The sequence below is a fragment of the Methyloversatilis thermotolerans genome, from assembly GCF_000372885.1.
Taxonomy (GTDB): Bacteria; Pseudomonadota; Gammaproteobacteria; order Burkholderiales; family Rhodocyclaceae; genus Methyloversatilis; species Methyloversatilis thermotolerans.
In genome coordinates this window covers 267,926-282,341 of the sequence record NZ_KB889967.1, presented here as the reverse complement: position 1 = coordinate 282,341, position 14,416 = coordinate 267,926, and the positions used below count along the sequence as shown (strand labels likewise).

Below are 14,416 nucleotides of genomic sequence, written 5' to 3'. Positions count from 1 at the left end.
GAGTATGACCAAGAATTTTCAATTGATCCGGAATGCGTTGACGCATGCCGGCATTGCCGTTTCTGAACGCCTGCGCATGCGCCGTGCGGGGAACCGGCATCAGCGCGGGCTCGCCGCTCTCCCTCTCCGTCACCTGCCGCCGGCTCGCTTGACTGCGCTTGCGGCCTCCATGGCGCTCGCCCTGGGCAACGCCACCGCGCAGACGCCCGGCGCCACCCAGTTGCCCACCGGCGGAACGGTGACTGCCGGGCAAGCGTCGATTTCGCAGAGCGGTGCGGTGATGACGATAGACCAGGGCTCGCAGCGCGCGGCGATTGACTGGAACACGTTCAACGTCGGTGCGGCCGCAACGGTGAACTTCAATCAGCCCTCAGCCAGCAGCGTCACGCTGAATCGCGTGCTGGACAGCAACCCGAGCCAGATCTTCGGGCGCATCAACGCCACCGGCCAGGTGTTCTTCACCAATCCGAATGGCGTGTATTTCGCGCCCGGCGCGAGCGTCGAGGTGGGTGGCTTGCTGGTCACCACCCACAACATCAGCACGACCGATTTCATGGCGGGGAATGACCGCTTCACGCGCGATGGCGCAAGCGGCAGCATCGTCAACGAGGGCACCCTGAAGAGCGGCATGGGCGGCTATATCGCGCTGCTGGCCCCGGAGGTGCGCAACAACGGCCTGATCGTCGCCCAGCTTGGCACGGTGGCACTCGCCGCCGGAGACGCCTTTGACGTCCAGTTCAACGGCAACGGTCTGTCGAATGTCCGCGTCGAGCCCGGCACCCTGCGCGCGCTGGTGGAGAACGGCAACGCGGTGGAAGCACCCGGCGGCCTCATCATTCTTTCGGCCAATGCAGCCAATCAACTGCAAGGCAGCGTCGTGCGCAACAGTGGCACTCTTTCCGCCACCAGCCTCGTGAGCAAGGGCGGACGCGTGGTGCTGGAAGGCGACGACATCCGTCTCGACGCAGGCAGCCGTATCGAAGCCAGAGGTGCCACCGGCGGTGGCACGGTACTGGTCGGCGGCGACTGGCAGGGTGGCGGCACATTGCGTCAGGCCGTGACGGTCACGCAGTCCCAGGGTGCGAGCATCGATGCCAGCGCGATCACGCAAGGTGATGGCGGCAAGGTGGTGCTGTGGAGTGACATTCACAACGACCGGAGTCAGACCCGCGCCCATGGTTCGATCGCCGTCCACGGCGGTGCCCATGGCGGGAATGGCGGGGTGATCGAAACATCGGGACACTGGCTCGATGTCGCGGGTATCACGATCGATACACATGCGACCGCAGGCCAATACGGCAACTGGCTGCTTGACCCCTACAACATCACGATCGCCGCCGCGGGTGCCAGTGGCACGGCCTTCTCTTCCAATTACACCGCCAACAGCACCAGCGTGATTCTTGCCAGCGATATCGCCACGGCGCTGGCTTCGGGCAATGTGACCATACAGACCGGCGGTACCGAAGGAGATGGCCAGGGCGGTGGTGACATCACCATCGCCAGCAACATCACCAAGACCAGCGGCGGTGCCTCAACGCTGACACTGAAAGCCCATCGGGACATCGTGCAGAACGCGGGGGTCAGTGTGAGTTCGACCAGCGGTGCGCTGAATGTGGTGTATCACAGTGACAGCGACGCAACCCAGGGCGGCAACATTTCCCTCAATACCGGTGCCAGCATTCTCAGCAACGGCGGCCACATCACCTTGAGCGGTGGCCTGGATGTGAACACCGGCTACGCCACCGGTAGCGCCAACACGGGTAATCGTGACCGTGGCGTGTTCCTCGACAACGTGAACCTCGATGCCGCGGGCGGCAATATCCTGGTGCGCGGCCAGGGCTGGTCGGGTTCGGGTGCGGCGACGCCGATCGGTGTCGATTTCTCGTTCAACAGCATCATGCAGACCACGGGCAGCGGCACGATCACGGTCGTCGGGGTGGGCGGCTCTCCGACTTCCGGCACTGCACCCGGTATCAACATGTACATCGCCAGCGGAACGGCCGCCACCGTCATCACCCAGAACGGCGCCATCACCCTGACCGGCACCGGTGGCGGAACCGCAAGCCAGAGCCGCAATGCCGGCATCAACTACGAAACCAGCACCAGCTACATCTATTCCACCGGGGGGGGACCCATCACGCTGAACGGTACCGGCGACAACAACGGCAATGCGGCACGCGGCATCGCCCAGGCCAATGGCGGTCGTTTGTATGTCGGAACGGATGGCACGACCACATATGGCAGCGATATCGTGCTCAACGCCAACAGCATGAATCTGGAAAATGCCTTCATCAACACCACGGGCAATGTGTCCTTGATCAGCACCGGGGCGGCCACTCAGACCAGCAGCGGCAGCATCATCGCCAATGCGCTGTCGCTGACCGGCACCGGCGGCGACTTCTCGCTCACCCGCAGCTTGAATGACGTCACGACACTGGCTGCCAGCACGGGCGCCGTAAACTTCGTCGATGCGAATGGCCTGTCGATCGGCACTGCGGGCAGCACCAGCGGCATCACGGCAACAGGCAATGTGACGGTCACCGCGTCAGCGGGGTCGGTAGGTGTCGATCAGAACATCATCAAGAGCGCAGGTAACGATGCCACCCTGACGCTGAAAGCGACCGACAATGTGACGCTCGCGAGCGGCAAGTCGATCACATCGAGCAGCAACAGGCTGAATGTCGTTCTGAATGCAGACAGTGACTCGAACGGTGGCGCGATCAATCTCGACACCGGATCCAGCATCACCACCAACGGTGGACATGTCACCATGGGGGGCGGCAGCACGCCGGGCAGCGGCAATGCCACCGGCAACGCCACCTATGCCGCAGGTATCCGCATACTCGACGCGCAGGTGAATGCGGGAACAGGAACGATCTCCCTGCGTGGCACGGGTGCAAGCAGCGGCGGCATCGGTGTGCTGATTACCGGCAGTTCGGCCCTGGTGCAAAGCACCAGTGGCGATATCAGCATCCATGGCACGGGCGCAGGCAGCGCCGGCGGGCGGGTGGGCATTCTTGTCGATGCCAGTGCGATTGTTCGCACGACGGGTGGCGGCAATATTTCGATGACCGGTCAGGGCTCCACGTCGGGTACCAACGACAATCAGGAAGGTGTCAAGCTCGACAACAATGCGCTGGTGGAAATTCTGAGCGGCAGCAACCGCACAATGACCATCAACGGTACCGGAGGCAGTGGCAACAGCTACAACATCGGCGTCAATGCGCGGGGTGGCGGCGTGTTCAGGATGGGGAGCGGGGTGACCGGCACGCTGAACGTTACCGGCACGGGCGGCACCTGTACGAGCACTGGCTGCTGGGGCATTCTGATCGAAGGAGGCCGTTACGAGTCACTCGGCGCGGCCAGCATCGTATTCACCGGCACCGGGGGCACCGGTGCCGACAACATCGACATCCGTTACACCGGCGGCACTGGCAGCCGCATCGGTTCCAGCAGCATGACCGGCAACATCACCCTGTCCGGCAACACCTTCAATTTCGGTGGCGACAATGTCATGCGCGTCGTGAGCAGCGGGGCGCTTGCCATCAAGCCGCGCACGGCCGGCACGACCATTGGAATTTCCGGCGGCGCAGGTACGCTGGCGCTCAGCAGCAATGACTTCGCCAACACGTTTGCCAATGGCTTCTCGAGCATCACCATAGGTGATGCGACCAGCGGAACGATTACCGTGGGCGGGGCAACCACGCTCAATGACACCACAGCCTTCATCAGCAACGGCGCGATCGCCCTCGACGGCAATCTGGATGCCAGCGGCCAAACCTTGACGCTGACCGCTGGCAGCGGCCAGAACGTCAGCGGCAACGGCACCATCACGGCAAGCTATCTGCTGCTGAATGGCAGCGGCGCCAACTATCAGCTCGATGGCGCCACCGCTCATGCCGTCGGAACCCTGGCGGCAGATATCGGCAGCGGTTCTCTGGCCTTCAACAATGGCGGCGCGCTCACGATCGGCAGCGTGGGCGGGGTCGATGGCATCACGACGAGCAGCACCGTGGATGTCGCAACCTTGAGCGGCAATCTCACGCTGGCCAGGAATGTCAGCACCACGGACAGCACCGCCAGTGCGGTGCGTCTCATCGCCGGCAAGGACAGTGCGGCCGGCACGGCCAGTGGCGGCGACATCGTCGTGAGCGACGGCGCCGGTGTAAGTGTGGGCAATGGAGGCTTTGCCACTCTGTACAGTGGCCGCATCGGCGGCAGCAGCGGCCTGACCGCGATGGTCGGCAGTGGCAGTGGCCGATTCCGCTACAACAGCGATGAAGCAGCGACAAACTATGCGACCGCGCTCACCGCCGGCATCAATGCGATCTATCGCGAACAGCCGACAGTGACTGTGCGCGCCACCGATGTGAGCAAGACCTACGACGCAAAGACCTATGAAGGCAGCTTCCCCTTCACCTACAACGATCTGGCCAATGGCGACAGCAGCAGCGTTTTCAGCGGCACCGTGATGGTGGCGGGGCCGGCTCGGACGGCGACCACGATCGGAGAGCATGCAATAACGACGACCGGCAATCTGAGCAATGGCCTCGGCTACGCAGTGGCCTACGCGGGTGGCGTGCTCAGCATCACCGCGCCTCTGGAGCCGCCGGCACCTCCGGCACCGCCCCCGGTAGCGCCCTCCCCCAAGCCTGAAACAAGCCCGCCGCCATTGACACTGTCCGCGAGTGAGCCGGCGAAGCGGAGCGGTGAATCTTCCGCGCCGGACACGCCCAGTACTGCGCCGCCGACCTCATTCAAGGTGCCTGTGCCGGGCACGAGCCAGTCGATCGAGGTGTCGGTCGTCCAGTCGCCTTCGGCGAAAGTGTCGGGCGTGATTGCCGTCGCCGTGCCCAGGGAAACGGCGACCAGCGGCACCGGCTTCAGTTTCCCTTTGCCCGATCAGGTGTTCGAGGGTGTACCGTCGGGCAAGGACGCCGAGGTCAAGGTGTCGCTTGCGGGGGGCGGTGCGTTGCCCGGCTGGCTGCGCTATGTGCCTGCCACGCGCAGCTTCTCTGCCGCGGCCGTACCCGATGGAGCTTTCCCGGTCCAGGTCGTGGTGACGATAGGCACGCAAACCACCACCATCGTCATCTCGGAACGCGCGGATTAGCCGGCTGGTGAGCAACCCTGGAGTACGTTCGGGAAGCACGCCACATCGGCGCCCGGCTAGGCTGGTCACGCGGAGCCGCCGCGTGTCGCGCAGATCCGGCTTCGGTGATTCGATACGATGCGCGCTCAAGCACTGACCGGCGCGGGTATGCCGGACAGAAGACCGGCGCATCGTGCTCGAGAACGACGCCGCCGGACGCGCGCCGGGCGGCGTTGCGCCTGGACGCAAGAACGACCTGTTCGCCGGGTCGGATGGCCGATGCCGTCATGCGGCCGCGATCTGCAGCCTGAACGGTTCGGCCAGGACGATCGGACTGCGCCCGGCGGCCTGCTCCGCGCGGCGTGTTCGCGCGCATCGCGCATCACCCTATCCATGGCATCGAGGAATCGTTGCCACGTGAAACCGGCGCCGACCCGCACGGCGCCGGTGGAAACGGCCTGGATCGCGGCACCCGCCGGTCGGGCGCTCAACGGAACAGCAGGACCAGAGCCAGCACGGTCAGCGCCAGCGCGGCCGCGCCCAGGCGGACGAAACGTGGCGCCGGTGCGGACGCGTCCGGCAGCGGCATACCCTGCCGGTCGGGCATGATGGCTTGCCAGGCGAGAGCCGCGAGCCAGGTAAAGGCGAACAGCAGGCCCGCGGTGATGGTGAAGTGAGGCATGGGCAGGCCGTATACGCCCGCCAGCAGCACCCCGGCGCTGACGACGTGTCCGGTGAGCAGGGCGCGCAGCGCGGCGGAAGCGCCGATGCGGTTGCGCGTCAGCGCGATCGCGAACACCGCCACCAGGGGCGGCACGACGCAGGCAAATGCCTGCTGCAGATAGGCGAACAGGCCAGGAAAGTGTGCGATCTGCGGTGCCCATAGCGCGGCGATCAAGGTGAAGCCCAGCGTCGCGAACCGGCCCAGCCTGGCCTGTCCGCGCGCACTCAAGGCCGGACGCCGCGGCAGCACGAAATCGCGTATCAGCAGCGTAGATGCCGAATTGAGCGCTGAATCCACGCTGGACATCATGGCGGCGATCAGACCCGCCACCATGAGGCCGGCCAGGCCGACCGGTGCGTAGTGCAGGATGAGTTCGACGAACACCGTGTCCGGTCGGTCCAGACCGGGCAGAAGCACCGACGCCATCACCCCCGGCATCACCATCAGGAACAGGGGCAGCAGCTTGAGCGCGGCGGCAATCAAGGCGCCCTGCCCGGCCGCCCTGAGATCGCGCGCGCCGAGCAGGCGCTGGGCGACATACTGATTCATGGTCCAGTAGTAGAAACCGAGAATGGGCAGGCCGATCAGCGTCCCCAGCCAGGGCAGCACTGGATCATCCAGCGGACGCAGCAGCGAAAGTCTCTCCGGCTCCACCGCGGCGACCAGCCGTGACCAGTCATGGTCGAACTGACCGAACACGACGAAGCACATGATTGCCGAGCCGGCGAGCAGCACGAGCGCCTGCAGCACATCGGTATAGACCACCGCACGCAGACCTCCGGCTGCGGTGTAGAGGCCGGCAAAAACAGCCAGGCCGGCACAGGCAGTGCCCAGCGTGAGACCGGGCAGCATCTGGGACAGGATGAGCGCGCCCGCGTAGAGACTGCCTGCAGTGTCGAGCATCAGGCTCAGGAACAGGGAAGTCGCCGACAGATAGCATCGCAGACGCGCATCGAAACGTCGCTCGAGCAGTTCGGGCACGGTCGTGATCCTGCCGCCGATGAAGGCCGGCACAACGAATACCGCGGAAAACACCAGCACCAGCGCCGCCATCCACTCGTAGTTCGCCACCGAAATGCCGCTCTCGTAGGCAGCACCGGGCAGGCCGATGAGGGTGGTCGACGAAATGTTCGACGCGAACAGCGACAGGCCGATCGCCAGCGGCCCAAGGCTGCGCCCCGCAAGAAACAGTTCGTCCGCATCCGGAGCCGCGCGCGACACCCGCAGGCATACCAGCACGGTGACGAACAGATAGATCGCGATCACGACAAGGTCGGCGGTCTGCAGCATGGGTTGATCCAGATGAAGCGCAGTCGCAGGAGGTGAACGCCGCCACCAGGCGAAGCTGACGGCAACGGAGACAGGATGGAACGATGGAGGACATGGCCCGGCGGCCCGCCAGACCGGACCTTTTCATCGCCTGCGCGCCGTGTCAAGCCCGCATGCCTCCGCATCCCCCGCACACGGGCCTCAACGCCGGATGTCATGCACGAACAAGGCATGGGCCTTGCGCGGCGGACGGTGAAGTCCTGGCCGGTGCGGGCTTTCAGGTAGGCGGCGACCTGTTCGGCCATGGCCCGGGATGAGCTGGCGTAGTAGAACACGGTGGAGCGATCCGGGAACCCGCTCGGACGCACGCCGGCGGCGCAGGAATAGGTAACGGGATCGAGCGCGAAACCTTCGCCGCGCAGACCGTCATTCAGTGCGATGCGCTCCGCGTCGTCCACGCCCAGGGTCTGCAAGCCGACGGTACAGGCCGAGCGGCCCGGCTCGCTGCGCTGCGCTGCGCCGGACTCAGCGTGGACAGTGCCCGCTCCACCAGCGGGGTATTGGCCTGTATCGCGTCGGCCACCTTGTTCTGCGTGCTTTCGGTGCTGACCTTCAGTTGTGCGTTCTCGCGTTCGAGCACGGACAGCCTGCGTTCCAGTTCCGCGCTACGGCCAGCGCCGCCGGCATCGCTGAGCGCCTTGAGCAGTTCATCGTTGCGCAACACTGCAACCAGGTCCCTCGCCACTGCGATCGCCGATACGAGCGCCCCTTTCAGTGATGCATCGCCGTCCGCGATGATGACTTTCGCTGGTCGCAGGTTCGTGCAGACTCATGCATGGCGGGTAGTCTGACCCGACGGGTCGCATGCCCGGAGGCTGTGGATCTCGCAGGCGGTCGCGGCCTACCCTGCGAGTCAGTCATCGAGCGACGAACGCCCGGCCCCGTCGGGACGACGCGCCGAATGCCAGGCGAGAAGCGAGATGCCGGCCACCGCCGAGGTGACCGATGCCATGAAGATACCGACCTTCGCGCTGTCGACCAGCGGTCCGGACAAGGCCAGGTTGGTAATGAACAACGCCATGGTGAAGCCGATGCCGGCGAGAAGGCTGCCGCCCGCAAGCCGGCCCCACAGCAGATCGGGCGAGCGGATGGCGAAACCGGAACGCAGCGCTAGCCAGCTGAAAAGAAGAATGCCTACCGGCTTGCCAAGTGCGAGCCCTACGAATACGGCAATCGCGAGCGGCTGGACAACCGCCTCGCGCGACAGCACCAGACCGGCATTGGCCAGCGCAAATACAGGCATGACGCAGAAGCTGACCCAGGGATGCAGCGCCATTTCGAGACGTTCGAGTGGCGACAGCGATTCCCGTGCAGCAATCTCGGCAAGCTGCAGCGTACTGCGATCACGGGTGTCCCCACTGCCCAGATCGACCGCCGGATGGGCGACGACCTGGCTCAGGATGGCATAGAGCCGACTGTCGCTGACCCAGCGTCGGGCTGGCGTCATGAGGCCCAGGATCACGCCGGTGACAGTAGCGTGCAGACCCGACGCATCGACTGCAACCCAGGTTGCGCAGCCGACGGCGACGAAGATGGGCAAGCTTCGTATTCCGATGTGAGCGAGCATGCGCAGTACGACGAGACAAAGCACGGCGGCTCCGAGCGCCCGCAGGTCGAGATGGCTGCTGTAGCCGACCGCCACCACCAGGATGGCGCCAATATCGTCCACGATGGCCAGAAAGAGCATGAACACGCGCAGACTGTGCGGTATGCGCGCTCCGAGCAGGGCCAGACAGGCAATGACGAAGGCGGTATCCGTCGCCATCACGATGCCCCAACCGTGCTGTCCGGGCTGCCCCCACTGCAGAAGAAGATAAAGCGTCGCAGGCACCAGCATGCCACCCAGTGCTGCGGCAACCGAAAGCGCCGCCATGCGCGGATTGCGCATTTCACCGAGCACCAGCTCGCGCTTGAGCTCCAGCGCCACAAGGAAAAAAAACAATGTCATCAGCCCGTCATTCACCCATCCGCGCAGCGAGCGTCCGAATTCGAACGGCCCCAGGCTGATTTCGAGGCGGCTGTCCCACAGGCCGGCAAATGGCGTGGCCCACGGGGAGTTGGCCAGGATGAGGGCCAGCACGGTGCACACAAGCAGGACAGCGCCGCCGGCTGCCTCAATGTGGAGGAAGCGGTTGAAGGTCGGTACCAGACGGTCGATGAACCTGGACGGCAGATCCACATGCGCCGGCTCGGAACGGGGAAAATCGGTCATGAACGGGGTCCGGGAAAAGCGGGTACTGGTATGCAGGCGGCCCCGGAACGAAGGAACAGACGCACCAGGACGTCCGCTTCACAAGCGCATGCCGACAGACAGCATCGCATGGCGACCGGACATTGACCATACATTCCTGAAGCGCGACATGCCGCCGGGTGCAATGCACACGAGGCTCGTCGCAAAAAATGGGGTATTCCGGACGGCGCCGCGACGCGCTCAGAAACTGGTGTTGCAGCCAAGCATGAAGTGTCGGTCCGGCATGGGATAGACGCTGCCGTTGTACTGCTTGGTGGCGTAGGCGCGGTCGAACAGGTTGTTGATCGCCAGTGTGACCACCGGTCTGCCGTGCAGGCCGGCCGGCGCCCAGCGCATGCCTGCGTCCGCCACGGTCCAGGATGCGAGCCGGGCAAAGGTCTGGCTCGCATCCACCGCATTGCCGTCGGCTGAACTCGATGCGTGACGCACGGCGAGCGTGAGGTCCAGACTGTCCGACATCTGCCAGTTCAGCCGCGCGCTGGCGGTGCGCCGCGGCACCGACGGCACGTCCATATCCAGCCCCTGCAGGCGCGGCCTCACATAGCCGAAGTTCAGGGCACCCTCCAGCCGGTTCGCGAGCGGCCAGCGGAGCTGGAACTCCAGGCCATGCCGCACGGTGGGCACCGGCAGATTGCGGTTGCGCGATTCGCCGCCGGCGAGCTGTTCCGGGCCGTAATGGATTTCGTCCTCGATGCGCATGCGGAAAACCGACAGCGCCAGTTCCCGCCGCGCACCGGGGCGGTAGGTGAACCCGGCTTCCGTCGTGCTGCCGTGCTGGGGCCGCAGCGTGGCTTCGGCCAGCGCGAGTTCGTCGATGTTCGGGCTGCGGAAATGCCGCGTCGTGCTCAAGTGCAGCGACAGCGCGTCGCTGGCTTCCCAGCGCATGCCCAGTTCGCGCGCATGGTTGCGCCAACGGCCGTCGGACGTCGCTTCGCTTGCTGTCCAGACCGGCGGGCAACTTGCGCAGGGCATGACGAAGGGTGGCACCGGTATGGCCAGGGTCGGCTGGCGCAGGGTTTCGGTCACCCGCCGCGAGCGGAAGCGGTCGATGCGCGCCCCGCCATGCACGGTCCAGCGTTCCGCGACGCGCAGAGACAGATCGGCATAGCCGCCGTGGCTGTGCACATCGCCGCTCACCCGGTTCGTGCCCACCGTGGCGGGATCGCCGCTGTAGCGCGCGTAATCGCCATTCCAGTTGTTCACGCCGATGCCGATGCGATGCGGCCTGGCTTCGACCATGGACGGAATGTCGATCTGGTGATCGAACTGCAGCGCATTACGCGACGAATGGATGGGCGCTTCGCTGCATGGCGGGCCGTCGCAACTTGCGACGAAGGGATTGTCGCGCCGGCGCGCGCTGGCCTGCAGCCGGCTCACGCCGAAGCGGCCGAAGTCGATGTCGCCACCCGCCACATATTGCATGTCGTCGGTGCGACCGCCGTCGTCGGGGTTCGCCGTCGCCCGGCGCGCCGATGCGCGCTGCGACAGCACGGCGGCCGGCAGCGGCCCGGGCAGACCGTATTCATCGACATGCCGGCTGATGCGCACGAAGGCGGATACCGGCGCATCCGGCGTGAAGCGCAGTTCCGCCGATCCGTCGCGCGCATACAGATAGCCGTTGCGGCGGAAGCCGTCGCTGTCGGACCTCGCGGCGCGCAGTGCCAGCGACAGTGGCCCGTTGCCGGCAGCGACCGACAGGTCGAGCTTGCGCGTGCCATACGCCCCGGCTTCCGCGCGCATCGAGCCCGTGACGCGACCGGCCTCGGGGCGACGCGTCGTAATGTCGATGACGCCGCCGACCGCCCCATCCCCGACCCGCACCGCGCCGCCACCGCGCACGATGCGTATGCGCTCGATGCGCGACAGGGCGAGCGTGGACAGGTCGCTGCCCGACAGGTCGATTTCATTCAGGCGCACGCCATCAACCAGGATGATGACATTGCTCATCGCCGTCTCGCCCATGCCGCGCAGATCGAGCGAAGCGCGCTTGTCGTGGCCGAACAGGCTCTGCAGATTCACGTTCGCTTCGCGCGCGATCAGCTCGGCCACGCTGGTCGCGGCCGAACGTTCGATGTCTTCAGCATCGATCTCGGTCGTGCTGTGTCCCTCGGCGGAAAGCTCGCTCATCCGCTCCGCACGCACCGGCACCGGCGCCAGCAGGATGGAACCCTGCTGCGCAGACGCCAGCGGCGCACAGGCGGCGATCAGCCCCGGCAACAGGCCGAGCGCGCGCCCGCACCGCATCACGCGGCGCGGGAACCGACGGTACGACACCTCAGCCCGGACGGCGGCGGGACGCGGCACCGACCAGCGAGAGACCGGCCAGCAGCAGCGCGGCCTGCGCCGGTTCAGGCACGGTGCTCACGCTGAGACTGTCCAGCGCGAAATAGGCCGGCGTATTCATGCCCCAGTCACCGGTGTCGCTGGAGGACAGCGCGAAGTCCAGCGCGGTCACGCTGCCCAGCGCACTCAGGTCGAAAGTCGTCCAGTCGCTCAGGATGTAATCCAGGCTGTTGTCGGCAAAGCGATAGTCGGCGAGGTAGATGTCCAGCGCGCCAGTCCGGGCGGTGCCGTTCCAGCCGGTCACGGTGAGCTTGAACCAGTCCTCGTCGTTGCCGCTCGCACCGCCGAATTTCTTCGCGAAGCCGTCACCATCGAGCATGGACAGCGCGGCATAGGTGGTGTTGGTGAAGGCGGCGCTGGCGACCACGACCGCGCTGTCGAAGGTGATGACGGGTGCCGGATCGCCGCTCAGGGAGTAGTAGGCGATGGCGTAACTGGCCGAGCCGTCGGCGCCGCTCCCGGCAAAGGCGCTGTGCTGGTTCAGATAGCCGGCCGTCGTGGTGTCGGTGCGGTTGGAATACACCCAGCCGCTGTGGCAGCAACCCGGGTACCACTCGGTGTAGTTGAAGTTGAAGCTCGCCGGCCCGCTGCGGAAGGTGGTGGCGACTTCGGGAAAGTAGTGGCTTTCGGCGGCCAGGGGCAGTTCGTCGAAAGTGACGGTGACGGCATGCGCCTGGCCGGCAAGCATGGAAAGGCCGGTGACGAGCACGGAACGGACGAAGGTATTCATGGACGGTATCCTCTCGGGGCCGCGCGAGGCGCGACCCGCTTCGTGTGGAAAATGATCGGGGAAGAACGACAGCGCGGCGCTCAGACGCGGCGGCGACGCAGCGCGAGCACACCCAGACCGGCCGCGAACAGCGCGATCTGCGACGGCTCGGGCACTGCCGCGGCCAGATGGATGACGCCGATGGCATCGAGGTCGAAGCCCTGGCTGCCCGTCGTGTTGTACGGGTCGTAGATCTTGTTCGGGCCGCCGTAGGCAGCCGGGAAGCTGTCGTACTCGCTGCCGTTGCCCACTACGTCGACCAGGCGGATGTGCGTGACGCGCTGGATATCCAGCCCGGCGGTGCCGGCCAGCAGCGACAGGTCGAAGGGCGTGCCCCAGCCCTGCTGGTACTTGCCGGCAAAGCCGTCGATATTGGTCGGATCGACCGCACCGAAGGCATTGACCGGCGAGGGCGTGAACGAATAGGTCGGGAAGCGGAAGAAGTCGATGCCGTTGGACGACACTTCGACGAAAGCGAGTTCGAGAAAGGCGGCGCTGAAGCTGTTCTCGAACACCGCGAAATCGGCGCCCTCTCCGTCGAAGATGTAGCCATCGAAGGTGAGCGTGATGCTGCCGCCATTGCCCAGCGACACGATGTCGTAGGAATCGCCGACCGCCTTGCCCAGCGCCTTTTCGGGCGTGCGCCAGCTATTGGCGACCGCCGAAGTCGACGCGCTTACGGTGTAGTCCTCCCAGCCGGTGGCCCAGCCGGCGAACAGTGCGCTGTCCTTGTGGATGGCTGTGGAACCGCTCTGGCCGGCCGCCGGTGCGAAAGGTCCGGCGAATGCCGGCGCGGACAGCGCCAGCGTGGCGGCGATGGATAGTGTGGTACGTGCGAAACGCATGCGGATCTCCTGTCATGCCGGCAACACCCGCCGGCTGGATGGAAAACCCGATGGCGCGCAAGGATTGCGCAGGATACGCACAGGAAGAGGACGCCCGGCCGCGAGACGGCTGGACGGACACGACGGCATGCGCCCCCTGGCCGCCCACCGCAGCCATCGGTCGTCAGCGCCGCGATCCTTTCAGTGAAAGGCTCGGCACCGCGCATCAGGCCGGTCTCCGGGCTTGCGAGGGAGAATGTGTCCGCCGCCTTCCCGTGCTTGCGCACAGTGGCCGTGTGACGGACTACGACTCGCTTACCGTTGCGGGGGCAGCGCCGGCCTTGCATCCATCGACGATGGATGCGCACCGGCTTCCCGTTTCACCCCGCGCAGCGCACGCCGCGCGGGACACCTGAAGCCCGCACAGGGTATGCGATCGGAAAAGCGCCGGTCAAGCGGAATGCAATGACGCGTCGCGGCCAGAGGCCGCTCCCACAACAGCTCGCTCAGGCCACCATCGGAGCCAGGGTCTGGTGGGAGCGGGCTTGCCCGCGATGCAGCCTCGAACGAAGCCCGCGGCCCGCATCAGCCCCATCGCGGCCAGAGGCTGCTCCCACAAAAGCTCGCCCGAACCGCCATCGGAGCCCGGGGTTTGGTGAGAGCAGGCTTGCCCGCGATGCAGCCTCGAACGAAGCCCGCGGCATGCCCAGGCCGCATCGCGGCCAGAGGCTGCTCCCACAAGAACTCGCCCGAACCGGCATCGGAGCCCGGGGTCTGGTGGGAGCAGGCTTGCCCGCGATGCAGCCGCGAACGAAGCCCGCGGCCCGCATCAGCCGCATCGCGGCCAGAGGCTGCTCCCACAAGAACTCGCCCGAACCGGCATCGGAGCCCGGGGTTTGGTGGGAGCGGGCTTGCCCGCGATGCAGCCGCGAACGAGGCCCACGGCGTGCTCAGGCCGCGTCGCGGCCAGAGGCCGCTCCCACAAAAGCTCGCCCGAACCGCCATCGGAGCCGGGGTCTGGTGGGAGCGGGCTTGCCCGCGATGCAGCCGCGAACGAGGCCCACGGCGTGCTCAGGCCGCGTCG

The 14,416-nt window shown here is 66.0% G+C and carries 8 protein-coding genes and 1 riboswitch; of the genes, 1 reads left to right on the top strand and 7 read right to left on the bottom strand.

Translation table 11 applies throughout. The features are described from left to right. The first annotated feature begins 148 nt into the window (after window positions 1–148). Window positions 149–5,113, top strand: coding sequence for a two-partner secretion domain-containing protein (locus tag A3Q7_RS0101205; RefSeq protein WP_198289147.1), 4,965 nt, complete (start codon window positions 149–151; stop codon window positions 5,111–5,113). A 466-nt stretch (window positions 5,114–5,579) separates the two neighbouring features. Here A3Q7_RS0101205 and A3Q7_RS19115 read toward each other — a convergent pair whose 3' ends face one another. The 7 genes from A3Q7_RS19115 to A3Q7_RS0101175 form a co-directional block, all read right to left on the bottom strand. Further along, the gene (locus A3Q7_RS19115; RefSeq protein ID WP_018410022.1) at window positions 5,580–7,106 is read right to left on the bottom strand and encodes a sodium:solute symporter family transporter; all 1,527 of its coding nucleotides are present in this window, start codon (window positions 7,104–7,106) and stop codon (window positions 5,580–5,582) included. Next, entirely contained in the window at window positions 7,079–7,543 is a 465-nt protein-coding gene (locus A3Q7_RS19110; RefSeq protein ID WP_018410021.1) for a hypothetical protein, read from the bottom strand. Before A3Q7_RS19110 ends, A3Q7_RS19115 begins: the two co-directional genes overlap by 28 nt. After that, entirely contained in the window at window positions 7,516–7,830 is a 315-nt protein-coding gene (locus A3Q7_RS0101195) for a hypothetical protein (RefSeq protein ID WP_018410020.1), read from the bottom strand. The genes A3Q7_RS19110 and A3Q7_RS0101195 overlap by 28 nt, the downstream gene beginning before the upstream one ends. Window positions 7,831–7,998: 168 nt before the next feature. After that, window positions 7,999–9,357, bottom strand: coding sequence for a Na+/H+ antiporter NhaA (nhaA, locus tag A3Q7_RS0101190; protein WP_018410019.1), 1,359 nt, complete (start codon window positions 9,355–9,357; stop codon window positions 7,999–8,001). A gap of 219 nt (window positions 9,358–9,576) precedes the next feature. After that, window positions 9,577–11,640 carry a TonB-dependent receptor gene (locus tag A3Q7_RS0101185; RefSeq protein ID WP_018410018.1) on the bottom strand — a complete coding sequence of 688 codons (2,064 nt, stop codon included), beginning with the start codon at window positions 11,638–11,640 and terminating at the stop codon, window positions 9,577–9,579. Window positions 11,641–11,671: 31 nt separating this feature from the next. Beyond that, window positions 11,672–12,469 carry a DUF4465 domain-containing protein gene (locus A3Q7_RS0101180; RefSeq protein ID WP_018410017.1) on the bottom strand — a complete coding sequence of 266 codons (798 nt, stop codon included), beginning with the start codon at window positions 12,467–12,469 and terminating at the stop codon, window positions 11,672–11,674. A gap of 80 nt (window positions 12,470–12,549) precedes the next feature. Continuing rightward, window positions 12,550–13,353, bottom strand: coding sequence for a PEP-CTERM sorting domain-containing protein (locus A3Q7_RS0101175; RefSeq protein ID WP_018410016.1), 804 nt, complete (start codon window positions 13,351–13,353; stop codon window positions 12,550–12,552). Between the two features lie 191 nt (window positions 13,354–13,544). Further along, a riboswitch (cobalamin riboswitch) is annotated at window positions 13,545–13,763 on the bottom strand. Between the last annotated feature and the right edge of the window lie 653 nt (window positions 13,764–14,416).

What these genes read in the sequence shown, in the direction of transcription:
- A3Q7_RS19115 (WP_018410022.1), bottom strand. Translation starts at nt 7,106, where the DNA reads ATGCTGCAGACCGCCGACCTTGTCGTGATCGCGATCTATCTGTTCGTC.
- A3Q7_RS0101175 (WP_018410016.1), bottom strand. Translation starts at nt 13,353, where the DNA reads ATGCGTTTCGCACGTACCACACTATCCATCGCCGCCACGCTGGCGCTG.
- A3Q7_RS0101185 (WP_018410018.1), bottom strand. Translation starts at nt 11,640, where the DNA reads ATGCGGTGCGGGCGCGCGCTCGGCCTGTTGCCGGGGCTGATCGCCGCC.
- nhaA (WP_018410019.1), bottom strand. Translation starts at nt 9,357, where the DNA reads ATGACCGATTTTCCCCGTTCCGAGCCGGCGCATGTGGATCTGCCGTCC.
- A3Q7_RS0101180 (WP_018410017.1), bottom strand. Translation starts at nt 12,469, where the DNA reads ATGAATACCTTCGTCCGTTCCGTGCTCGTCACCGGCCTTTCCATGCTT.